The sequence below is a fragment of the Streptomyces sp. NPDC058000 genome, assembly GCF_042886435.1.
Lineage (GTDB): Bacteria > Actinomycetota > Actinomycetes > Streptomycetales > Streptomycetaceae > Streptomyces.
Window position 1 is genome coordinate 85,583 of sequence record NZ_JBHVQS010000026.1, and the last position, 22,230, is coordinate 107,812.

The window sequence follows — 22,230 nt, forward strand, 5'->3', positions numbered from 1 at the left end:
ATGACGACCGCGCCCATCGCGTGGGTGCCGGCGTACCGGCCCGGGACGGCGAAACGGATCAGCCGCAGCGGCGGGACTCCATCGGAGCCACCAGCAACGTGGTCAGGTCCTGGCTGAGTTGGTCCATCCCCCACAAGGCGGCCTGGTCGATCACGGAGATCAGCGCGAGCCGCTCCACCGCGAACCAGTCGGCCGCCGAAGCCGTCAGTTTGTCCAGGACGGCGGGGTCCGGCATCAGCTGCCATATCGAGCCGGTTTGCTGCCCCGTGTGGTGGTCCCGCTCCCGCCACCGGGCGTGCTCGGCGATCGCCAGCCAACTGCGGAACGCCCTGCCGAGCGCCTCGCGTTGTTCCAGTGCGTTGCCCTCCCGCTGGGCGACCTCCCGTGCGTACAGCCGCGAGAGATTACGAAAGCGGTAGCGCGGCTGCCCCGTGACGTCGAAGCCCATGGTGTGCAGCAGCTGGGCGTCGACCAGCTGCTCCATCAGGCCCTCCGCGGTGTCGATGTTCTCGTCCAGCAGGGCCGCGCCGACCCAGCCCGCGAAGTTCGGCATCTCCAGCAGGGCCAGCCGCTGGTAGAGCTCCGCGGCGTTCGCGGGCAGCGCGCGGTAGCTCCGCTCGAAGCTGGAGCGGATCCGCAGGTCGCCTGCGCTGAGTTCGTCCAGCCGATGCTGCTCGTTGGCGAGCCGGGAGACCAGATGGCCCACCGACCAGTGCGGTTTGGCCGCCAGCTTGGCCGCCGCGATCCGGACCGTCAGCGGCAGCCGGTCGCACAGCTCGACGAGCCGGTCGGCGTCCGCCTTGGCGAACCGGACCCGCTCCTCCCCGATGATCCGCTCCAGCAGACCGGTGGCCTCCTGCCGGGTCAGCTCATCGAGGTCGATGCGGAGTGCGCCGTGCCGGACCACCAGCTGCTCCAACTGGCAGCGGCTGGTGACCACTACGCAGCAGCGCGGGCTGCCCGGGATCAGCGCGCAGATCTGATCGAAGGTGAGGACGTCGTCCAGGACGATCAGCACCTTCCGGTCGACCAGCAGACTGCGGTACAGCGCGACCCGCTCGTGCACGGCGGCCGGGACGTCCGCCTCCGGGACACCCAGGGACCGCAGGAACCAGCCGAGCACGGCCTCGGGAGATGCGGGCAGTCGGCTCTCGTCGTGCCCCGTCATGTCGGCGTAGAGCAGTCCGTCGGGGAAGCGGTCGGCGACGCTGTGCGACCAGTGCAGGGCCAGGCCGGTCTTGCCCACCCCCGCGCTGCCGGTGATCAGCGCCGCCGGGAGCGACCGCTCCCCGCCCTCGTGGTCGACAAGTCCGTCCAGCAGGGCCAGTTGGCTCAGACGTCCGCTGAACGCCGGGACATTCGCCGGGAGTTCGAGCGGAATCTGACGCTCCTCCGGAGTGGCCCTTACGGCCGTCACCGGCGGGGCCAGCGACGGGTCGTCACGGAGGATCGCGTCGTGCAACTGCTGGAGTTCCGGCCCCGGTTCCAGCCCGAGGTCCTCGATGAAGCGTGCCCGGCCCTCCCGGAACGTCTCCATCGCCTCGGCCCGGCGGCCGACGCGGTACTGGGCGAGCATCAGCGCGCCGCGCGACCGCTCCCGCAGTGGATGGTCACGTACGACCGTGACCAGGTCCGGGATCAGTTCCCGGTAGCAGCCGTGCTCCAGCTTGGCCGCGACATAAGCGTCGTAGGTGGCGAGCCGGAGCTCCTCCAGACGCGCCGTCTCGTCCTCGACGAGTGCCCCGGCGACGCCCGCCAGGGCCGGCCCCCGCCACAGGGCCAGTGCCTGTTCGTAAGCGTGTGCCGCGTCCGCGACGCGGTGTTCCTCCAGGGCTTTCTGTGCCGTGGCGGTGAGCTGGTCAAACTCCACCGAGTCCACGTAGTGGTTCTCCAGGGCGAGCAGGTAGCCGGGGTGCGCGGTGACGATGACATCGGCGTCGGAACCCTCGGCTTTGAAGCGTTTGCGTAATGCGGCGATGCAGATTGCCACCTGGGTACGTGCGGTGGCGGGCGGACTGCCGTTCCACACCGTCTCCATTAGCGTGTCAACGGACACAATTCTCCCGGGATTTAACAGGAGAAGCGCCAAGATCGTCCGCTGCCGAGCGCCACCGATGGCTATCCGGCGGCCACCCATCGTCACCGCGAGCGCACCCAGGATTTTGAACTCTAACCGTTCCCCCACGACTCCCCCAGAAGTATGTCGGGCCGCGTACTCACGAACGCGTGTACGCCTCGGTCATGTTACTCAAGTTCTTCATGTGGTGATGATTAACCACTGAGGATGCGGAGAGTGATCGCTTCCGTTTCTCCCCGGAGGTGACATTCACTTCTGGAAGGCATCGAAAAGGTGTCGGCGCTACGGACCGCCGGCAACTCAAGTGCGCCGCATACAGGGGCTTTTGGACGGCTGGCCGGCCGACTGCGGGAGACCTCGGGTGCAGCCTCACGGCAGCGCGAAGCCGCCTCGACTTCACCCGGGAAGGGCTACAGACCGTCAGCGCGACCAAATTCCCGACCTCGGAAGGGGAATCCCTGCGCGCCGACGTCAACCAGTTCCACGAAAAGTCGGTTGCGGACCTGGCAAATTCATGGGAGAGGGCTCAAAAAATCCGCTCGACCTGGCGGCGCCATCCTAGAGAAACCGCTTATCGTCTTCGTATTGGCTTTCATTGGCCGATCAGTCCCCGGCCCGCACAAGACCGGTCTCATACGCGAAGACCACCGCCTGTGTACGGTCCCGCAATCCCAGCTTCACCAGGATGCGGCTGACGTGGGTCTTGACCGTCTGCTCCGCGATGACCAGACGCTCGGCCAGCTCGGAGTTGGACAGACCCTGCGCGATCAGGCAGAGCACCTCGGTCTCCCGTCCGGTGAGCTTCGCCACCCGGCCGCGCCGCAGTGTGCGCGGCGATCCCCCCCTGGCGAACTCCTCGATCAGCCGCTTGGTGACGGTGGGAGCGAGCAGCGCACCTCCCATGGCCACCGTGCGCACCGCTTCGGCGAGTTGCTGCGCCGAGGAGTCCTTCAGCAGGAATCCGCTCGCGCCGGCGCGCAACGCCTCGTACACGTACTCGTCCTCATCGAACGTCGTCAGCATGACGATCTTGACGTCCGGGGAGCTCTGCGTTATTCGATGGGTCGCCGCAAGACCGTCGAGCACCGGCATCCTTATGTCCATCAGGACCACGTCCGGGCACAGCACGGCGATGCGGTCGATCGCCTCCTGGCCGTTCACCGCCTCGCCGATCACATCGATGTCCGGCTGGGCATTCAGCAGGATGCCGAAGCTCTCCCGGATCAGTTTCTGGTCGTCCGCAATCAGCACCCGGACCGTCATACGCCCTCACTCCTGCTCACTGGTGGGCAGGGAAGCCATGACCTCGAACCAGCCGTCTTCGCGTGGCCCGATCCGCACGGAGCCGCCGAGCATGGACACTCTCTCCCAGATGCCCAACACACCGTGCCCCGTCCCCTTTTGACCTGTCGCGGCGGCCGCGCTCGGACTGTTGGCCACCCGTATCCCGATACCGCTGGAACCGTAGGACAGCTCCAGTTCGGCCCGGCACCCCGGCGAGTGCCGCAGCGCATTGCTCAGCGCCTCCTGGGTGATCCGGAACGCCGACAGCTCCACCCGGTGCGGCACCGGCCGCGCCTCGCCGGAGATCACGGTGTCGATGCGCAACCCCGCCGCCCGGACATTGTCCACCAGCTCATCGATGTTCTCCAGCGTCGGCTGCGGTGCGTAACGGGCCTGCGGACTCTCGTCCGCTGTCCGCAGCATCCCCAGGATGTGCCGGAGTTCGGTGAGCGCGCCCACCGCGTTCTCCCGGATGCTCGCGAAGCTGTCGGCCAGCTCCGGCGGGGGCTCGGCCACCCGGTACGGCGCCGCCTCCGCCTGCGCCGCGACGACGGACATGTGATGGGCGACGACATCATGCAGCTCACGGGCGATGCGGGTGCGCTCCTCCAGCAGCGTCCGCCGGGCCCGTTCGAACTCCGTCAGGGCCTCCTGCTTCCGCAGCTCGCGGCGCGCCTGGCTGCGCCCCCGCACGGCAGCGACGGCCGCCAGTCCGCACGCCGAGAACAGCGCCAGCGGCGCCAGATCGCCGACGAACGACGGCGGCGAGAGGACAACGGTCAGCACCCCGCCGAGCAGCAGGGTCAGCAGCCACTGTGCGAGAGACACCCCGGTCCGCACCCGGCAGGCGACCAGCAGCGTGACCACCAGGTGCGCCATCAGCCCCGGCTCCGTCCACGGCCACGGCACCCCGGCCGGCGCCGCCGAGTCCACGACGGACACGCCGATCGCGTACGGCAGCGACGCCGCGAGGGACAGCCACCAGGCGGCCACCGGTCGGAACAGCGCAACCACCAGTGGCAGCGCCTGCGCACCGGCGACGGGCACGGCGGCCCACCACGGCAGGCCCAGCCGGTCCGCGACGATGAGCGTGCCGGCCGCGGCCAGATCCGCCGCGACGAGCGCGGTGAACACGAGCGGCAGATGCCGCACGCCCCGGCGCTTCGTGCCCTGGAAGGGGGGTGCGGTCCGGCGGGAGGTATCGCACAACTCGCGTCCCGTCGAACGGAGAACGGCCCCGAGGCGCCGCCCACGCGGGTGCGCTCCCGGCCCTGTCGGTACGTTCGGGTATTCCGGTGTCACCCGCCCCATGGTACGGACGGCCACGGACACCGCGGTCGGCCACCGACGCGATAGGCCCCGGGCGCTCCGCCGCGATACCCGCCACGCGGTAAAGGATGCGATAGTTCCCCGATAAACCTACCTCCTAGAATTTTCCTCGCCCTGAGCGAAGCCGCCCGTTCCCTCCGCGATCCAGGCGGACGGCCGGGCCGCAGGAGGCATCCCTGCGAAATTTGCAGGCATATGTTTTTCAATTCGTGGACCAATGCGGGAAGTCCTCCAATCCCATGCATTGAATCCGCCAAGCACAGGTAGGTGGAGGCGCATGACGCTTACTCAGGAAGATCCTTCCAGTGCCGCCCTGCACATCGAAGGGCAGCGAGATCTGCGGATCTTCACCGAGACTGCGGACTGGCTGCGCTCGTTCCTCACCCGTTCCCATCCGGAACTCGGCCGTAGAGGCGCGGTCTGTCCTTTCATGGAGCAGTCACTGAAGCTGGGGCGCACCGCGCTCAGTTCGGTCGATGTGAGTGGCACCCGTAGCGAACGGCGGCTCACCAACACGGTGCGCTCCGCTCTGCGGCGCCTCGGTAACGGCGACGCCGCCGACGATGTGTACAACGCTTTCGTCATGGTGCCGGTGGGCGCGGACCTTGAGATCCGTCATGAACTTGTCCGCACGGTTCAGCAGGAAGTGAAGGCCGAAGCGGTCGCCGCCGGAAAGATGGTGGGGGAGTTCTTCCCCGGCCATCCGATGCGCGGAATCCACAGCGATGCATTCCGCCCGCTGGTCAGCCCCCACCCGATACTCGCCGTCCGCATGATGGTGATCACCGACATCCTCTTTCTGACCTTCCCCGAGATACCCGCGGCGGACCGGCTCTCCTATCTGAAGGTCTGGCACGGCCTGTTCGGCGAGCAGACCGCCGGGCCCTGGGCGGACCTGTACGAGAAGGCGTTGGCCGCGGCCGAAAAGGAACTCCTGTGAGCGAGGGCACCCTTGTGGACAGGGCCGGCCCGGAAGGCAGCCTGGGCGCCGAACCGGATATCGACCGGGAACGGCAGCGCCTCACCGGCCTCTTCGACATCGCACCCAGCCGGGTGCTGTACGCCGTGTGCACCCTCGGTGTGGCCGACGGTGTGCCCCCCGAAGGCATCACCACCGACGAACTCGCCGCCCGCCTGGGTACGGACCCCGACCCGTTGAGCCGCCTGGTCCTGGCCGCCGAAACGCTCGGCGTGTTCCGGGTGGAGGCGACCGGGACGGTGCACCTCACCGTGGCCGGCACCCTGCTGCGGGCCGACGCGCCGAGCAGCCTGCACGCCGAATTCTCCGACAACGCCCTGTTCACCGCCTGGGGCCCGTTCGCCGAGACGGTCCGCACGGGCCGGCCGAGCTACGAACTCGCCACCGGCACCCCGATCTTCGACAGCATGAGCGGCGACCCCGGGGCCCTGGCGTCCTTCCACGAGCACATGTGGATGCGGGCCCGCAGGCTCTACCGCCCGCTGCTGCCCTTCCTGTTGCAGCGGTGCACCCGCCGGGTGCTGGACGTGGGCGGCGGCACCGGAGGTCTGGCCACGCTCCTGCTGGACGCCGACGACACCGTCGAGGTCGCCGTTCTGGACCTCCCGGAGGTGATCGCCCTGGTACCCCCGGAGACATCCCGCCACTACGGTGACCGCTTCTCCCTCGTGGGCGGCGACGTACGACACGGCGTCCCGGAGGGCTACGGCACCCACCTCCTGGGCAGTGTGCTGCACGACTGGCCCGACGAGCGGGCGGCCGCGATCCTGGGCCGCTGCGCCGAGGCGCTCGACGCCGACGGGGAAATCGTCCTTCTGGAAAGGGTGCTGGCCGACACCGGCCCTGACCCGCGCCGGATGGGCGACATCTGGATGATGGCCATGGCCGGCGGCCGGGAACGCACCCGTGCGCAGTGGGCCGGTCTGGCCCGCACCGCAGGTCTCGCCCTGCGTCACATCCACGACGCCGAAGGCGAGTTGTCGGCGATCGTTCTCGGACGCGGGGCCTGAGAACCACCGCGGCGACGGATCGGCGAACGGGCAGGGTCATGACCGGCCTCTTCCGAAGGACGGACCGGTATGTCATACCCCGGTCCGTCCTTCGCCGCACGTCATACCTCAGAGCTACCCGCGAAGATGGCTCCTGAGCGTGACGCCCTTCCCGGCCGCGAGATTTAGGTTCGAGTCAGCCGTGCTCAGCAGAGTCAGGCATGGAACGAGCAGGACTCATGGAGAGGAACGGCACAGTGCGAGCTGCCAGGTGGCGGAGGATCGGGCTGACGGTGGCCCTCGCCGCGGCCATCGTGGGATCGGTCACCGCCGGCACCTCGTCACCCGTCCCCGGTACCCCCGCCCCGCCCCGCCTACCCCCAGTACAGGCGCGGACGTTGGACGAGCGGTACGCGGCGAACCGCGATTACCTCGCGGCCGCCGAGCACGCAGCCCACCGCCTGGGCGACTCCTACCGGGAAGGCCATCTGCATCAACTACGCGCATCGGGACGTCAGTTGCTCTCCTTCGACGCCCGGGGCGACGGGCAGGCCGTCGAAGTGCTCGGCGACCTCGCCACCGCCGACCGGATCGTCGTGCTCGTCCCGGGCTCGGACACCACCCTCGACACCTTCGACTACCTCGGCTCGCGGCACGCCTCCCTCGCCGGCGGCGCCCACGCCCTCCACGACGAGATGCGGAGGCTCTCCCCCTCCTCCGTCGCCGTGGTCGCCTGGTACGGCTACCACGCCCCCCGCACCATGAGCCGCGACGTCGCCACCACCGCCCGCGCCGAGGAGGGCGGCCGCCGCCTGATCGCCCTGCTCGGGGGGTTGCGGACCGCCAACGCCCATGCTCCCGTCACCTTCCTGTGCCACTCCTACGGCTCGGTGGTGTGCGGCAGCGCCCTCAGCGGTATGGACACCCGGACGTCCGCCGGGCTCGCCGGCGTCGCCGTCTTCGGCAGCCCCGGCACCGGCCTGCGCTCCACCGCCGACCTGCCTGTCCGCGTCCCCCTGTGGGCAGGCCGAGGTACCCAGGACTGGATCGCCCGGGCGCCGCATGTCAGCCTGAGCGCCTTCGGCACAACCCTCGGCTTCGGCACCGACCCGACCTCCCCCTCCTTCGGCGCCCGCCCCTTCGCCGCCGGGAACAGCGGCCACAGCGGCTATCTGGAGCCCGGCAGCCTTCCACTGCGCAATCTCGCCCTGATATGCCTCGGCCGCGGCTCGGCGGTGTCCGGTGGCTGAGCTGCGACTGCCCCCCGCCGGGGAATCCCGGCAGACCCACGTCATCGATCGGGTCGAGCCCGGCCCGCGCCCGGCCGGCCGGCTGCACCGGGCCGTGCTCCGCATCGACGCGGCGACCCCGCCGAAGCGCGACCGGGCGATCGACGTCTTACGGGCCCTGTCCATCGTCGGCGTCGTCCTCGGACACTGGCTGGTCACCGCGATCGTGCTGCACACCGACAACCACCTGCTCGGCGCCAGCCCGCTCCACGACGTGCCCGCCCTGACCCCGCTGACGTGGGTGCTGCAACCGCTGGCGGTGTTCTTCTTCGTCGGCGGACGGGTCGCGGCCCAGGGATACGCCACCGCCCGCCTGCGCAAGGTCCGTTACCGGCCCTGGCTCGCCCGGCGCGTCCGCAGGCTGACCCGCCCCACGGTGCCGCTGCTCTCCCTGTGGGCGCTGGTCCTGGCGGGCATGGCGGCCACGGGCACCGCCCACGAGACGATCCACACCCTGCTCAACCTCGTCGTCTCGCCGCTGTGGTTCCTGCTGGTCTTCGGTGTGCTGACCGCCGCAACCCCGCTGCTGTACCGCCACGGCGCCAGGATCGCCGTCGGGGCCGGTGCGGTGGTGGCTCTCCTGGACATCGCGCACTTCGCGAGCGGCGGCGCGGCCTGGGCCGAGCAACTCCGCGACGTCAACACCCTCGCCGGCTGGCTGGTCCCGTACTGCCTGGGCGCCGCCTGGTCCGCCGGCGCGTTCGCCCGCCGCCGGTCCGCCGTCGCACTGCTCATCGGCGGCACCCTGGCCACCGCCGGGCTGATCCTGTGGGGCGGCTATCCCGCCTCCATGGTCGGCGTACCGGGCTCGGAGCTCTCCAATCTCAATCCGGTCTCCCTCGCCGCCGTCACCTTCGGTCTGGCGCAGTGCGGCGGCGCCCTGCTGCTGTGCCGCCCGCTGCGACGGGCGGTGGCGGCCCCCCGCCCCGGCCCCGGGGTACCGGCGGACGCTCAACTTCGGGCCCGCCCCGGCCAGTTCCTGTGGTCGGCGGTGACGTCGCTGAACTCCTCGGCGATGACGGTGTTCCTCTGGCACCAGACCGCCATGCTCGCCGTGACCACCCTCACCCTGGGGCTCGGCGAACCGCTCTTCGCTCTGCACACCAGCCCCGGCACCCTGGCATGGGCGGCTGTCCGCTCTGCCTGGATGCTGGTCTTCGCCGTCGCACTCCTCGCACTGTGCGCGGCCTTCCGGCAGGTGGAACGGGATGCCTCGCGCACCGCGCCCGACAGGCAAAACGGCACGGTAGCGTGAACGGACGCTTCAGAAGTGTGATCACCTTTGTCCGTAAGGAATATGACGACCCGTCCGACCGACGGTCCCGCCCGCTGGAGGAATAAATGGATTCCATAACCACCGACCACATCCGCACGCTCTACCAGAAGTACGAGGACGACCTGCGGGCGGTACGCGACGCCCGGCGCCAGTTCCTCCGCGACCGCGGCAAGTCGATGAAGGCGCAGCTCGACGACTACGAGGCCGAGATCACCTACCTGCTGCTGCGCGATCTGCGCCCCGATGTGGTGGTGGAGATCGGCACCTTCTACGGCTGGTCCACGATGTGGATCCTCAGCGCCTTGCGGGACAACGGAGCGGGCCACCTCTACTCGTTCGACATCGTCGACAACGTCGTGCGCAACGTTCCGGCCGAACTCTCCAAGGACCGCTGGACGTTCACCAAGGGCGATGTCCGCGAGCACCTCGGCAAGGTCCCCGCCGAGGTGGACTACCTCTTCATCGACGCCGACCACGGCGCCCGGTTCGCCCACTGGTACATCGACAACCTCTTCCCGGCCGTCCCCGCGGGCACGCCCACCAGCGTCCACGACGTCTTCCACGGCCGGCGCCCCAAGCCGTTCAGCGAGGGCTCGGTCATCGTCAAGTGGCTGGCCGAGAAGAACATCGAGTTCTTCACGGCGTCCACCGCCAAGGCGCCCGAGGTGACGCGGGAACTCGCCGAGGTCAAGAGGGAGCTGGGTCTCGACGAGCCGGTCCGGGACAGCGACCACAACCCGATGATCTACTTCACCCTGCCGTAGCAGCGGGCGGGCGGCCCCCAACGGGCCGCCCCTGCCGCCCCCTTGGCAGACGCCGGCCGCCGCAGCGGGAGTCACGTCCCGCCGCGGCAACCGGCGTCTGTCCGTACGGGGCTCGCACGACGTCCGAGGTCAGGACACGATGTCTCCGCGCCGCAGACCGGAGCCGGCCGGCACGTCCGCCGGGTCGCCGCCCACGCTCACGGCCTTGTTCTCCCCGTCCACGAAGACGACCCGCGGCTCCAGCTTGCGGGCGGCCTCGTCCTCGACCGATGCGTAGGAAATGATGATCACGAGGTCACCGGGGCTGATCAGCCGGGCCGCGGCACCGTTGATGCCGATGATCCCGGAGTCCCGCGGCCCCTCGATGACATACGTGGACAATCGCGCGCCATTGTCGATGTCCACGATGTCCACCTTCTCCCCGGGGAGCAGGTCGGCGGCCTCCATCAGATCGGCGCTCACCGTCAGCGAACCCACATAGTGCAGATCCGCCTGGGTGACGGTCGCCCGATGGATCTTCGACTTCATCATGGTCCGGTACACGTGCTTCCTCATTTCTGCGCTGGACGGCGCGAATGACAGTGCACAGCTCCCGGTGCCGGACACCGGGAGCTGAGAAGGAAAAGGGGAGGAGCGGCGGGACCGTACCGGCTCACAGCAAGGCGGCGAGCCGGTCGCTCATGTCCCGCACCACGTCCCGCTCATGCGGCACGAGAAAGAAATGGCCGCCCGAGAAGGCGCGCGTTTCACACCCAGCGGTGGTGAGGTTCGACCAGGCCCGCACATCGTCCGGCGACGGACCGGGGTCGTCGGTGGCGAAATAGGCGGTGACGGGAACGTCCACGGCCGGCGCCTTGGGGCCGGCCGCGTACGCCTCCAGCAGCTGGTAGTCCGCACGGATCGGCGGCAGGACCAGGTCCCGCAGCTCGGGATCCTGCAACAGCTCCGCCCCGGGACCGCCGAGACCGGCCACCCTCGCCAGCAGTTCGTCGTCGGCCAGCTCGCCGGCGCCCGTCCGTCGCAGCCGGTCGGGCGCGGCCCGGCCGGAGACGAAGAGCGCCCGCGGGGTGCGGGCGCCGCGTGCGGCGAGCAGCGCGGTGACCTCATGGGCCACCGAGGCCCCCATGCTGTGCCCGAAGAACACCGTCGGCACGTCCATCACCGGCACCAGCGCATCGGCCAGCCGCCCGGCGAGCTCCGCCATCGAGTCGTGGCACGGCTCGGCTATGCGCTCCTCACGGCCGGGATAGCGCACCGCGCTCATCTCCCAGTCCTCCGGCGCCCACTGGTGCCAGTTGCGGAAGAAACTTGCCGTGCCCCCCGCGTGCGGGAAGCAGATCAGCCGAATCCGGGGCGCGGCCACCGGCCGGTGCGTACGCAGCCAGGGAGTGCCCGACGACAAGGCAGAGGAAAGAGCCATGCGCGCACGGTAACGACCGCCCCTATCGGCGCCCTATCGCCTGCCCAACCCGCATGACCGGGCACCGTGCCCGCCGGTGCCCCGGGCCGCGCACCCGGACACGACGCCGTCACATGCCCGGCGAGGCTCCCGGCACTCACGTCGGCGGCGGCCATGAAGCCTCGATAACGAAAGAAAACCCGGCCCGCCTAGCTTCGCCGCAGGTACAGCGGTCCGCCGCCTGGAGGGGTGCGGCTGACACGATCCAGCTCGCCTCTTCGACCAGCTGGTTCCGGTTCTTCGACGCAGGAGTTTTCATCGTGATCAAGTCAGTTGTCATTGTCGGCGGCGGCACCGCGGGCTGGATGAGCGCCTCCTATCTGAAGGCGGCGTTCGGGGACCGCCTGGACGTAACCCTGGTGGAATCCGACCGGGTTGGCACGATCGGCGTCGGAGAGGCGACGTTCAGCACCGTCAGGCATTTCTTCGACTACCTCGGCCTGGACGAGTCGGAATGGCTCCCGGAGTGCTCGGGTTCCTACAAGCTGGGAATCCGGTTCGAGAATTGGCGCGAGCCCGGCCACCACTTCTACCACCCGTTCGAGCGGCTGCGGACCGCCGACGGCTTCACCCTCGCCGACTGGTGGCTGCGCGAGGGCGACCGCAGCGAGCCCTTCGACCGCTCCTGCTTCGTCACCCCCGCGCTGTGCGAGGCCCAGCGCTCCCCGCGGATGCTCGACGGCTCGCTCTTCGCCGGCGAACTCGACGGCTCGCTGGGCCGCTCGACGCTGGAGGAGCAGCGCGACCAGTTCCCCTACGCCTACCACTTCGACGCCGCGCTGCTGGCGAAGTTCCTGACCAAGTACGGGACCGACCGCGGTGTCCGGCATGTCGTCGACGATGTGCTCGACGTCTCGCGCGACCAGCGCGGCTGGATCAGCCATGTCACCACCCGCGAGCACGGGGACCTGTCCGGCGACCTCTTCATCGACTGCACCGGCTTCCGCGGCCTGCTGATCAACCAGACCCTGGAAGAGCCCTTCGAGTCCTTCCAGGACGTCCTGCCCAACAACCGCGCGGTGGCCCTGCGCGTCCCGAAGACGGACCAGGCCACGACCGGTATGCGGCCCTACACCACCGCCACCGCGATGGAGGCCGGCTGGATCTGGACCATTCCGCTGTTCGGCCGCAACGGCACCGGCTACGTGTACTCCGACGAGCACTGCACGCCCGAGGAGGCCGAGCGCGCCCTCCGTGCGTTCGCCGCCCCCGGCCAGGACGACCTGGAAGCCAATCACATCCGCATGCGCATCGGCCGCAACCGCCGCTCCTGGGTCAACAACTGCGTTGCCATCGGCCTGTCCAGTGCCTTCGTCGAGCCGCTGGAGTCCACCGGGATCTTCTTCATCCAGCACGGCATCGAGCAGTTGGTGAAGAACTTCCCGGACGCGCACTGGGACCAGTCCCTGATGGACGACTACAACAACCGGGTCGCCCACGTCCTGGACGGCGTCAAGGAGTTCCTGGTCCTGCACTACCGGGCGGCGCAGCGCGACGACACCCCGTACTGGAAGGAGGCCAAGGTCCGCGCCATCCCGGACGGCCTCGCCGAGCGCCTGGAGCTCGCCTCCGCCCGCCTGCTCGACGAGCGCACCATCTACCCCGCCTACCACGGCTTCGAGCAGTACTCGTGGATCACGATGCTGCTGGGCCTGGGCCACGAGCCGGCCCGGCCGCGCCCCGCGCTCGCGCACATCGACCCGGCCGGCGCACGCGCCGAGTTCGCGACCCTCAAGGCCGACACCCAGCGCCTGGTCGACAACCTCCCCAGCTGCTACGAGTACCTCGCGTCCCTCAACGCGCGTCGCTGACCCAGCAGTTCCCCACCTGCCGCCGACGCCTGTCACCGCCGTACCGGTCACAGGCGTCGGCGCGCTCCCGCTCCACCGCACACCCCACGTCAACGGCGCGGGGTCACCCCGCCGCACCCTCCCGAAGGGCGACCGAGCATGGCCAGCCGCCTGTCCGCATCCCGCGCCGCAGTACCCACCGCTTCGCACCCCCTCCCGTGGCAGTCCCGGGACACCACCGGGACACCGGTGCCGCCCGACGGCTTCCGCTCGCTGATGAGCGCCTTCCCGGCGGGCGTCGCGGTGGTCACCACCTATGGTTCCGACGGCGAGCCGCGCGGCCTGACCTGCACCTCCCTGGCCAGTGTCACGGCCGAGCCACCGATCCTCTCGATCTGCCTGACCACCCGCGGCGAGACCCTCCAAGCCCTGTGCGACCGCGGCGCGTTCGCGGTGAACCTGCTGCACGACCGCGCACGGCACACCGCCGAGGTGTTCGCGAAACCGGTCGCCGACCGGTTCGCCCACACGGAGTGGCAGCCCTCGCCCGAGGTCGGTATGCCGTGGCTGACCGACGACGCCTTCGCGACGGCCGAGTGCGAGGTGACACACCTGGCGGAGGTCGGCGACCACACGCTGGTCCTGGGCCTGGTCACCGGCGTTGTCCGGAGGGCGGGGGCACCACTGCTGTACGGGGCGCACCGGTTCGCCTCCTGGCCCGGCGGCGAACTGCCCGGACTGCACCACAGCACCGCGCTGTCCACCGTCGCCGCGGGCGCCCCGGACGCGTCGGGCTGACCGCGGTGGTGCACCACGCGCAGGGCGGTCGGGGCACTCCGGCCGCCCGCTGTGCCCCTGCTCGCAACGGAACCGATAGGGAAGGAGTGAGATTCGTGTCTGGACGCCGCCGGGAAGTCCCTCAGGGCGTGGGTGCTGGGCCTCGTCGGGGAGGTGGTGCGGGCGGGCCGGTCGAGCCGGTCCGCAGGTGCCTGGCGGCGGCCCATTCGGACCTCGCGCTGACCAACGGCGATGCGCGCGCCTTCGTACGATCCGGGTTCCTTCCGCCTCCCCCGCACGGGTGGCAGCGGCCGGCGGCCGCACCGGACCTGGCCGATCAGCGGGGAGCTGCCGGATGACGTCACTGACCATGGCGACCGGAGTCCTCGCGCCGCTGCCGCCGAACTCGCTACTGCTGTTCCTGCTTCAGGTAGGCGCTCTGCTCGGCCTGGCGCTGGCGCTGGGCCGGCTGGCCCAGCGCCTCGGCCTGCCGACCGTCGTGGGGGAGCTGGCCTCGGGTGTCCTGCTCGGCCCCTCCTTCCTGGCCCGCGCCGCGCCGGACCTGGCCGGATGGCTCTTTCCGCCGGATGCCCTCCAGATGCATCTACTGGACGCCGTGGGACAGCTCGGCGTCCTGTTGCTGGTCGGCTTCACGGGTATGCACCTGGACCTGAAACTGGCCCGAAGGCACGGCCGCACGGCCGCGACTGTCGGCGCCGCCGCCCTCCTGCTGCCGCTGGGGCTCGGCGTGTGGCTGGGCTATGTGATGTCCGGCCGGCTCAAGCCGCCGACCGTCGACACCACGGTCTTCGCCTGGTTCATCGGTGTCGCCATGTGCGTCAGCTCGATCCCGGTCATCGGCCGGGTGCTCGTCGACATGAAGCTGATACACCGCACCGTCGGCCAGATGATCCTGGTCGTCGCCACCATCGACGACGCGGTCGGGTGGCTCCTGGTGTCCGTCGTGACGGCCATGGCCACCACCGGCGTCGGATCTCATGAAATTGCCACCCTCCTGTGGCACCTGGCCGCCCTCCTCCTCGTCCTGTGCACCGTCGGCCGCTGGACGGTGCGCCGGGTGTTGCACTGGGCCGGCCGCTCCGGATCCGGCGGGGCCACCATCGCCGTGACCGTCATCCTGCTCGTGCTGTCCGGCGCGGGTGCTCAGGCCCTGGGCTTCGAGGCGGTGTTCGGCGCCTTCCTGTGCGGCATCCTCATCGGCGTCTCCGGCTCGGAGGACCAGACACGGCGGCTGGAGCCGCTCAACACCACGGTGCTGTCCTTCTTGTCACCACTGTTCTTCGCCCTCGCCGGACTCCGGATCGACCTGACGTCACTGGCCGACACCACGATCGCGCTGTGGGGTCTGGCCGCACTCGGCATCGCCGTGACCGGGAAGTTCCTCGGCGCCTTCGTCGGCAGCGCCGTCGGACGACTCGGCCGCTGGGAGTCCCTGGCGCTCGGTGCCGGCATCAACGCACGGGGGGTCGTCCAGATCGTGATCGCGGTCATCGGCCTCCGCCTCGGCCTGCTCACCCCGGCGATGTACAGCATCATCGTGCTGATCGCCATCCTCACCCCGCTCATGGCACCGCCCATCCTCCGGTTCGCCATGCGGCGGGTCGAGCAGACGGCCGAGGAGAAGCTGCGCGCGACTCCGGCCCTCCGCGGCCTCAGCGGGACCGAGGTACCCGCCAACGTGCCCGAGCGCGCGGCCGCCGACAGCGCCGGCGGAACCTAGAAGTCACCGTCCGGCCGACCGGTCCTGAGCCGCGAAATACGGAGCCCCTCGGGCGGTGGAACGGGGGCCGTCCGCCCGCCGCTCGGGGGATGGTTCGGCGGGCGGATCCGGCCGGCGGGCGCCCGACCGCCGGCTTCGGCCCCCGTGCCTAAGAGTCAACTCCTTTCCGTCCGTTGATGACAGTGTGTGAATGCGCCATCTCGGTGCGCCCGCTTCGCACCCCGTGCGAATCGCTCACGCCGCGTCACTTCGCACGGGGTGTGAACCGCTGACCCGTATCTCCCCGCCGCACACGCTCCCGCCTTCCCTCCCAGCGCAGTTGACTGGTGCGGGTAACCACCCGACCGCCACCAGGAGAAGGAAAGAGGAGCGGAACGTGACCGCCCACCGGGACCCCGATCCGATCGCCGCCGACTTAGCGGAGCTCAGACGCCTACTCGACGTACGCACCGCCACCGTCGACGGCCAGCTCAGGTTGCAGGCCCAGCGCTGCGAGCAGAACACGCGTGACGCGGACGAACTCCAGGCCCGCATCACGCGGTTGGAGAGCCGCCGCTGGCCACTCCCCTCGCTCGCCGCGCTCACAGGGCTCGCGGCGCTGGCGGCCGCCCTGTGGCAGGCGTCCGGGCGCTGACGCCGGGCCGGCCTCAGCCGAGCCGGATGTGGTGGAGCATCAGCAGCGCCGCGGACATGTTCGCGGCCGGCACCTCCCCCCTCAACACCATGTCGGGCACCAGCTTGAGGTCCACCCACTCCCGCCGGTCCGACTCGAAGTCGTCCTCCGGGGCGCCGAGGTACTCGGCACGGTCGGACCAGTAGATGTGGTGCCGCGCATCGGTGAGGCCGTTGGACGGCTCCACCGTGAGGAGGTGGTGGAGGGGCCCGGGTCGCCACCCGGTTTCCTCCTCCATCTCCCGCGCGGCCGCGGCGGCCGGTTCCTCCCCGTCCTCCACGACGCCGGCGGCCAGCTCCCAGCCCCAGCTGTCGGTGATGAACCGGTGCCGCCACAGCAGCAGCACCTCATTGGCCTCGTTGACCGTGGTGGCCACCGCGACCGGCCGCATCCGGATCAGGAAGTGATCCAGATGCCGGCCGTCGGGGAGGGCCACATCGGCCAGGTTGACCCGGAACCAGGGATTCGCGTAGACCGGCTTTTCGCTGAGATTGTTCCAACGCACGTAACTGCCACCTTCCGCTGTTGGGCCGGCAAGGTGACACGAGCCCGGTCACAGCGGAACGCGCAGCACCTCGTCGATGAGATCGGCAGCCTCGTCCGTCGCGGAGCTCCCGGTCTCCGCCAGATGCTCGCGCACCGCTCGCAGCCGGTCCCGCAGGCGTTGCGACTCCATGCCCCGGGCCTGCTCCGTCATCTCCGCGGCATTGGCCACGGCCCGGTCCGCGTCCCCTTGGCGCAGCTCGATATGGGTGAGCATGGCCAGCCGGTGCACCCGGCCGCGGTCATGTGCGGGGGTGTCCACGGCGGCGTCCGCCTGCTCCCGGGCGGCCCGCAGGTCCCCGAGGCTGAGCAGCGCCTCCGCCACTTGTACGTTCACCAGGCCCGGCTGCACGTAGCCCGTCTCGGCGGGCTCCAGCCCGGGGCGGATCCGGTCCGCCGCCGCCTCGGCCCGCCGGATGCAGTCCAGCGCGCCGGTGCCGTCGCCCAGTCGCGCGTACGCCTTGGCCTGCATGGCGTGGAGGTCGGCGGAGAGCGCCGGGGTGAGCTGTCCGCCCGCGGTGCGCAGCGCCGCCTCCGCGAAGGCGACCGCCTGGCGGTATTCCCGTACGAAGAGGGACTGGTTGACCAGCAGCGCGATGATGTACGCGCCGAGTCCGCGGTCCCCGCTGGCCTTTGCCAGCCGCAGCGCCTGATGGAAGTAGCGCTGGGCCAGCCCGAGAGCGTCCGAGTCGTACGCGCAGATGCCCGCGACGGCCACCAGCCCACCGGTCGCCCGGTGCAGCTGACGCCCCGTCGCATCGCTGTAGCTGCCCCGCAGCAGCGGCGCCGCCTCGGTGTTGAGGAATCCGACGATGCGTCCTCTGGTAGCGATACCACCCGCCTTCCGGTACATCTGCTCGTAGTGGGTCCGCGCGGCCCGCAGCATCTCGATGTCGGCCATCCCGACCCGGGTCACCCCGTCGCGCGAGACGTCGAAGTCCTCCGGCGGGTTCTCCCACTCCCACACGGGGATGATCGCCGACGTCCCGGTGAGCGCGGGCGCCGCGACCACGTGCGGCCGCTGCTGCTCGTCGGACCGCCACAGCGCGGTGGCCCGCTCGACGAACCCCGACAGCGGGGTACCCGGATCCTGGCGCGTGCCCGGCCCGCTGAGCCCGATGTCGGCCAGGCCCACCGGCCGGCGCAGCCGTTCGCCGAGGATCTCGCAGATCAGGTCCGGGACCTGCCCGCGCGGCCGCTGCCCCTTGAGCCACCGCGCCACCGCGGTGTGCTCGTAGCGCAGCGCGAGCCCGCGCCGCCGCCCGAGGTGGTTGATCCGCGCCGCGAGCCCGGCGTGTGAGATACCGGCCTCGTCCAGGATCGCGTCGAGCAGCGTGTTGGGCTCCATGCCTCGCCCCCCAGGGACGTACGGACTCCGTAAGTCCAGCGTAATCAGGGGGAGTTCACACGGGGTGCGAACCGGACGCGGCGAACGGGCCCGCCCGCCCGCGGGAAACAGGACGGGCCCCCGCCCACCACCGTGGACAGGGGCCCGCACCAGGCACGAGGCCGGCGGTCAGGGGCGTCAGCCGCGCAGGGCCGCGCCGACCCGCTCGACCGCGACGGCGACCGCCGCGTCCCGGGCCGCGGTGGCCTCCTCGGCCGTCAGCGTCCGGTCGTCCGCCCGGAACCGCAGCGCGTAGGCCAGCGACTTCTTGCCGGCACCCACCTGCTCACCGGTGAAGACGTCGAACAGCCGCACCGACTCCAGCAGTTCGCCGGCGCCGTCCCGGAGGGCGGTCTCGACGTCCGCCGCGGCCACCGAGTCGTCGACGATCAGCGCGACGTCCTGCGTGGCGACCGGGAACGTGGAGATCCGCGGCGCCTGCAACGCACCGGACGCGGCCCGCTCCAGCCGGTCCAGGTCGATCTCCATCGCGCTGGTGCGCTCCGGCAGACCCAGGGCCTTGACGACCCGCGGGTGCAGCTCACCGGCGTTGCCGACGAGCACCTCCTCGCCGTCGACCAGGGCGAGCAGCGCCGCACACCGGCCGGGGTGCCACGGGGCGTGCTGGTCCTGGCGGACGATCAGCTCGACGCCCGCCTCCCGGGCGACGGTGCGGCCCGCCTCGACGGCATCGGCCCACCCGGTCGGGTAACCGGAACCCCACCAGCCGGCCTGCTCGCGGGCGCCGGCCAGGACCACCGCGGCCCGGCGCGGCTGCTGCGGCAGCGAGGCGTCCAGCGAGGCGATCTCGTCGTCGGTCGGCCGGCGGTCCACCACCAGGCGGCGGGCCGGCTGCTCCTGTCCGGTCGCCCGGAACACCGGACCGGTCTCGAAGAGCGCCAGGTCGTGGTTGCCCCGCCCGTAGTTGCGGCGCAGCGAGCCCAGCAGCCCGGGGATCAGGGTCGTGCGGAGGTCCGGCTCCTCGTCCGACAGCGGGTTCACCAGGGTGACCGCGTCGCGCCGCGGGTCGTCCGGCTCGATGCCGAGCTGGTCGAGGACGGCGGAGCCGGTGAACGGGTAGTTCAGCGCCTCGACGTACCCGGCGCCGGCCAGCACGCGGCCGACCCGGCGGTGCAGTCGCTGACGCTCCGTCAGCCCACGGCCGGCGGGCGGCAGCGGCAGCGTGGAGGGCAGGTTCTCGTAGCCCTCCAGCCGGATGACCTCCTCGGCCAGGTCGTTCGGGTCGCTGAGGTCCGGGCGCCAGGACGGCACGGTGACCACCAGCTCGTCCTGCCCGTAGACGTCACAACCCACCTGCTGGAGGCGGCGGACGACGGACTCCCGCCCGTAGGTCACACCCGCGACCTTGTCCGGGTGGTTGGCCGGGATGGTGATCGTCCGCGGCCCGCGCGGCGAGACGACCCCCGTGACGCCCTCTTCGGCGGTGCCACCGGCGAGCAGCACCAGCAGGTCCACGGTCCGCTGCGCCGCCGCGGCCGCCGCCTCCGGGTCCACCCCGCGCTCGAAGCGCTTGGCGGCCTCCGACGACAGCTTGTGGCGGCGGGCGGTCCGGGCGATGGTGATCGCGTCGAAGTGCGCGGCCTCGATCACCACGTCGGTGGTGCCGCGCAGCCGCCCGGTCTCCGGGTCGGTGACCGGCGCGGCGATCTCGGTGTTGGCGCCGCCCATCACACCGGCCAGCCCGATGGGGCCGCGGTTGTCGGTGATGACCAGGTCCTCGCCGGTCAGCACCCGCTTGGTGCCGTCCAGGGTGACCAGTTCCTCGCCCGGGGTGGCGCGGCGGACGCCGATCGGACCGTCGACGGTCGTCCGGTCGTAGGCGTGCAGCGGCTGGCCCAGCTCCAACATCACGTAGTTGGTGATGTCCACGGCGAGCGAGATCGGCCGCATCCCGGCCTTCTGCAACCGGCGCTGCATCCAGATCGGGGTACGGGCCTCCGGCTCCAGGCCGGTCACCGTGCGCGCGGTGAAGCGGTCGCAGCCGATGGGGTCGGCGACCTGGACCGGGTAGCCGCCGGCGTTCGGCGGCGGCACGTCCAGCAGCGCCGGGTCGCGCAGCGGCAGCCCGAAGGCGATGGCCGCCTCACGGGCCACCCCGCGCATCGACAGGCAGTAGCCGCGGTCCGGCGTGACGGCGATGTCCAGCACCTCGTCAACGAGCTCCAGCAGCTCGATCGCGTCGGTGCCCACCTCGGTCTCGGGCGGCAGCACGATGATGCCGCCGCTGCCGTCGTCGCCCATGCCCAGCTCGTCGCCGGAGCAGATCATGCCGTGCGACTTCCGGCCGTACGTCTTGCGCGCGGCGATCTTGAAGTCACCGGGCAGCACGGCGCCGGGGAGGACGACCACGACCTTGTCGCCGATCGCGAAGTTCCGCGCACCGCAGACGATCTCCTGCGGCTCACCAGTACTGTTGGCCCGGCCGACGTCCACCGTGCAGAAGCGGATCGGCTTCTTGAAGCCCTCCAGCTCCTCGATGGTCAGCACCTGGCCGACGACCAGCGGACCCGTCAGGCCCTCGCCGAGCCGCTCCACGGTCTCGACCTCCAGGCCGACCGTGATGAGCTTCTCCTGTACCTCGCGGCCGGTCGTCGTCGCCGGCAGGTCGACGTACTCCCGCAGCCAAGAAAGCGGGACCCGCATCAGATCTCCATCCCGAACGGCCGGGTGAACCGGACGTCGCCCTCGAACATGTCGCGCATGTCTTCCACGTTGTGCCGGAACATCAGCATCCGGTCGATTCCGAACCCGAAGGCGAAGCCGCTGTACTTCTCGGGGTCGACACCGCAGGCGACCAGCACCTTGGGGTTGACCATGCCGCAGCCGCCCAGCTCGATCCAGCCCTCGCTGGAGCAGGTACGGCAGGGCCGGTCGGGGTTGCCCACGGACTCGCCACGGCACACGTAGCAGACCATGTCCATCTCGGCGGACGGCTCGGTGAACGGGAAGTAGTTGGGCCGCAGCCGGGTCTTCATGTCCGGGCCGAACAGCGCCCGGACCATGTGGTCCAGGGTGCCCTTGAGGTCCGCCATGGTCAGGCCCTCGTCGACGGCGAGCAGCTCGATCTGGTGGAAGACCGGGGAGTGCGTGGCGTCCAGCTCGTCGGTGCGGTAGACCCGCCCCGGGCAGACGACGTACACCGGCGGCTCGCGGTCGACGAGCGTACGGGCCTGCACCGGCGAGGTGTGGGTGCGCAGCACCACGCCCGACTCATCGCCTTCGGTGCCGTTGCCCCGGACGAAGAAGGTGTCCTGCATCTGGCGCGCCGGGTGGTCCGGCACGAAGTTCAGGGCGTCGAAGTTGAACCACTCCGCCTCGACCTCGGGGCCCTCGGCGACCTCGTAGCCCATGGCCACGAAGACGTCGGCGACCCGCTCCATGAAGGTGGTCAGCGGGTGCCGGGCGCCGGCCGGGACCCGGTCGTACGGCAGCGTGACGTCCACCGCCTCCTCGACCAGGACACGGGCGTCGCGTTCCGCCTCCAGCTCTTCCTGGCGGGCCTTGAGCGCCTGGTTGACCCGGCCGCGGGCCTGACCGACGCGCTTGCCGGCGTCCGCCTTGGCGTGCGGGGGAAGGGCGCCGATCTCGCGGTTGGCCAGGGCCAGCGGCGAGCGGTCGCCGGCGTGCGCGATCCTCGCCTCGCGCAGCGCCTCCAGGTCGTCCGCGGCGGCGATGGCGGCCAGCGCCTCGTCGACCCGTCGGGCGATCTCTTCCGGTTTCAGGGCTTCGACCTCGACAGGGTCGTACGACTTATTGGGTGCGGACATCTCTTCCCGTGCTTCCGGTGGTGTGGCTTGGCGCGGCTCGCTTCGCCTCGGCTCTGCGCCCGCGTGTCCGCGATGCCTGTGCGCC

At 70.7% G+C, this 22,230-nt stretch carries 18 protein-coding genes; 9 read left to right on the plus strand and 9 right to left on the minus strand.

Annotation, left to right across the window (positions count from 1 at the left end):
* Positions 1-58: 58 nt before the first annotated feature.
* The 3 genes from ACFVT2_RS24105 to ACFVT2_RS24115 all read right to left on the minus strand — a co-directional run bounded on the left by ACFVT2_RS24105 (position 59) and on the right by ACFVT2_RS24115 (position 4,513).
* Positions 59-2,137 (minus strand): BTAD domain-containing putative transcriptional regulator, encoded by a 2,079-nt coding sequence (locus ACFVT2_RS24105; protein ID WP_390021288.1) that lies wholly within the window; start codon positions 2,135-2,137, stop codon positions 59-61.
* A 543-nt stretch (positions 2,138-2,680) separates the two neighbouring features.
* Positions 2,681-3,340 carry a response regulator gene (locus tag ACFVT2_RS24110; RefSeq protein WP_390021252.1) on the minus strand — a complete coding sequence of 220 codons (660 nt, stop codon included), beginning with the start codon at positions 3,338-3,340 and terminating at the stop codon, positions 2,681-2,683.
* 6 nt (positions 3,341-3,346) lie between these two features.
* Positions 3,347-4,513, minus strand: coding sequence for a sensor histidine kinase (locus tag ACFVT2_RS24115; RefSeq protein ID WP_390021254.1), 1,167 nt, complete (start codon positions 4,511-4,513; stop codon positions 3,347-3,349).
* 454 nt (positions 4,514-4,967) lie between these two features.
* Between ACFVT2_RS24115 and ACFVT2_RS24120 the strand changes: the two genes are divergently transcribed.
* From ACFVT2_RS24120 to ACFVT2_RS24140, 5 genes are all read left to right on the plus strand, one after another.
* Positions 4,968-5,630 (plus strand): DUF6875 domain-containing protein, encoded by a 663-nt coding sequence (locus ACFVT2_RS24120; RefSeq protein ID WP_390021255.1) that lies wholly within the window; start codon positions 4,968-4,970, stop codon positions 5,628-5,630.
* Positions 5,627-6,679 (plus strand): methyltransferase, encoded by a 1,053-nt coding sequence (locus ACFVT2_RS24125; RefSeq protein ID WP_390021256.1) that lies wholly within the window; start codon positions 5,627-5,629, stop codon positions 6,677-6,679. The genes ACFVT2_RS24120 and ACFVT2_RS24125 overlap by 4 nt, the downstream gene beginning before the upstream one ends.
* Positions 6,680-6,915: 236 nt before the next feature.
* The gene (locus tag ACFVT2_RS24130) at positions 6,916-7,908 is read left to right on the plus strand and encodes an alpha/beta hydrolase (protein ID WP_390021257.1); all 993 of its coding nucleotides are present in this window, start codon (positions 6,916-6,918) and stop codon (positions 7,906-7,908) included.
* Positions 7,901-9,202 (plus strand): acyltransferase, encoded by a 1,302-nt coding sequence (locus tag ACFVT2_RS24135; protein ID WP_390021258.1) that lies wholly within the window; start codon positions 7,901-7,903, stop codon positions 9,200-9,202. The genes ACFVT2_RS24130 and ACFVT2_RS24135 overlap by 8 nt, the downstream gene beginning before the upstream one ends.
* Positions 9,203-9,288: 86 nt before the next feature.
* Positions 9,289-9,987: a class I SAM-dependent methyltransferase gene (locus tag ACFVT2_RS24140; protein ID WP_390021260.1), complete on the plus strand. Its 699-nt coding sequence runs from the start codon at positions 9,289-9,291 to the stop codon at positions 9,985-9,987.
* Between the two features lie 129 nt (positions 9,988-10,116).
* Here ACFVT2_RS24140 and panD read toward each other — a convergent pair whose 3' ends face one another.
* On the minus strand, positions 10,117-10,530 hold the full coding sequence (gene panD, locus ACFVT2_RS24145; protein WP_390021290.1) for an aspartate 1-decarboxylase: 414 nt from the start codon (positions 10,528-10,530) through the stop codon (positions 10,117-10,119).
* Between the two features lie 109 nt (positions 10,531-10,639).
* Entirely contained in the window at positions 10,640-11,407 is a 768-nt protein-coding gene (locus tag ACFVT2_RS24150; protein ID WP_390021261.1) for a thioesterase II family protein, read from the minus strand.
* Between the two features lie 299 nt (positions 11,408-11,706).
* Here ACFVT2_RS24150 and ACFVT2_RS24155 point away from each other — a divergent pair, with 299 nt between their 5' ends.
* From ACFVT2_RS24155 to ACFVT2_RS24170, 4 genes are all read left to right on the plus strand, one after another.
* Positions 11,707-13,257 carry a tryptophan halogenase family protein gene (locus ACFVT2_RS24155; protein ID WP_390021262.1) on the plus strand — a complete coding sequence of 517 codons (1,551 nt, stop codon included), beginning with the start codon at positions 11,707-11,709 and terminating at the stop codon, positions 13,255-13,257.
* Positions 13,258-13,395: 138 nt separating this feature from the next.
* The gene (locus tag ACFVT2_RS24160; protein ID WP_390021263.1) at positions 13,396-14,034 is read left to right on the plus strand and encodes a flavin reductase family protein; all 639 of its coding nucleotides are present in this window, start codon (positions 13,396-13,398) and stop codon (positions 14,032-14,034) included.
* Between the two features lie 334 nt (positions 14,035-14,368).
* Positions 14,369-15,754, plus strand: coding sequence for a cation:proton antiporter (locus ACFVT2_RS24165; protein WP_390021264.1), 1,386 nt, complete (start codon positions 14,369-14,371; stop codon positions 15,752-15,754).
* A 376-nt stretch (positions 15,755-16,130) separates the two neighbouring features.
* The gene (locus tag ACFVT2_RS24170; RefSeq protein ID WP_390021266.1) at positions 16,131-16,388 is read left to right on the plus strand and encodes a hypothetical protein; all 258 of its coding nucleotides are present in this window, start codon (positions 16,131-16,133) and stop codon (positions 16,386-16,388) included.
* 13 nt (positions 16,389-16,401) lie between these two features.
* Here ACFVT2_RS24170 and ACFVT2_RS24175 read toward each other — a convergent pair whose 3' ends face one another.
* The 4 genes from ACFVT2_RS24175 to pheS all read right to left on the minus strand — a co-directional run bounded on the left by ACFVT2_RS24175 (position 16,402) and on the right by pheS (position 22,145).
* A complete protein-coding gene (locus ACFVT2_RS24175) occupies positions 16,402-16,932 on the minus strand; it encodes an NUDIX domain-containing protein (RefSeq protein ID WP_390021267.1) in 531 nt (176 codons plus the stop codon).
* 48 nt (positions 16,933-16,980) lie between these two features.
* Positions 16,981-18,318, minus strand: coding sequence for a transcriptional regulator (locus ACFVT2_RS24180; protein ID WP_390021268.1), 1,338 nt, complete (start codon positions 18,316-18,318; stop codon positions 16,981-16,983).
* 177 nt (positions 18,319-18,495) lie between these two features.
* A complete protein-coding gene (gene pheT, locus ACFVT2_RS24185) occupies positions 18,496-21,021 on the minus strand; it encodes a phenylalanine--tRNA ligase subunit beta (protein ID WP_390021269.1) in 2,526 nt (841 codons plus the stop codon).
* Positions 21,021-22,145, minus strand: coding sequence for a phenylalanine--tRNA ligase subunit alpha (pheS, locus tag ACFVT2_RS24190; protein WP_390021271.1), 1,125 nt, complete (start codon positions 22,143-22,145; stop codon positions 21,021-21,023). The genes pheT and pheS overlap by 1 nt, the downstream gene beginning before the upstream one ends.
* Positions 22,146-22,230: the final 85 nt, after the last annotated feature.